The 686-nt window shown below is 62.1% G+C and carries 1 protein-coding gene; it reads left to right on the top strand.

Translation table 11 applies throughout. The features are described from left to right. The coding region (locus ACFSX3_RS31020; RefSeq protein WP_379313706.1) for a condensation domain-containing protein at positions 1-686 on the top strand (686 nt) is incomplete at both ends.

Genomic DNA, 686 nt, shown 5'->3' with positions numbered 1-686 from the left:
CGGCGATTTGGCAGGAGGTGCTTGGCCTTTCACAGCCGGTGGGCATCCGGGACAACTTCTTCGAACTGGGCGGCCATTCGCTCAAAGCGACGCAGCTGGTGTCGTGGATCCAGAAGCAATTGGACGCAAGCGTGCCGCTGGGCGAAGTGTTCGCAAGCCCGACGGTGGAGGCGCTGGCGGGGTATTTGGAAGCAGCGGCTACGATGGAACGCTACGAGGCGATCGGCCAAGCGGAGCTGCGCGAGTGGTATCCGGCCTCGCCTGCACAGCAGCGGCTGTATGTGGTGAGTCAGTTGGACACCGGGGGCATCGGCTACAACATCCCGTGGGCGCTGGAGATCGCAGGAGAGCTGGATGTGGAACGTGTGCGGGAGAGCTTGAACGAGCTGGCAGCGCGTCATGAATCGTTCCGCACCTCGTTTGCGATGCAGGAGGATCAGCTGATGCAGCGCATCACCGATCGGGTGAATATGCCGCTGGAAGTGACGGACAGCACGGAGGAAGAAGCAAAGACGCAGGTGAAAGCGTTCGTGCGTCCGTTCGATCTGGGCGAAGCGCCGCTCCTGCGTGCAGGACTGATCTGCCTGGAAGAGCGGCGGCACGTGCTGCTGCTGGACATGCACCACATCGTCTCGGACGGCGTATCGATGGACGTGTTCGTGGACGAGTTCGCACGATTGTACGCG

It is taken from the genome of Paenibacillus rhizoplanae, assembly GCF_042684125.1.
Classification (GTDB): domain Bacteria; phylum Bacillota; class Bacilli; order Paenibacillales; family Paenibacillaceae; genus Paenibacillus_AQ; species Paenibacillus_AQ rhizoplanae.
The sequence above is the reverse complement of the archived record's forward strand: the minus strand, read 5'-3'. Positions and strand labels throughout refer to the sequence as shown.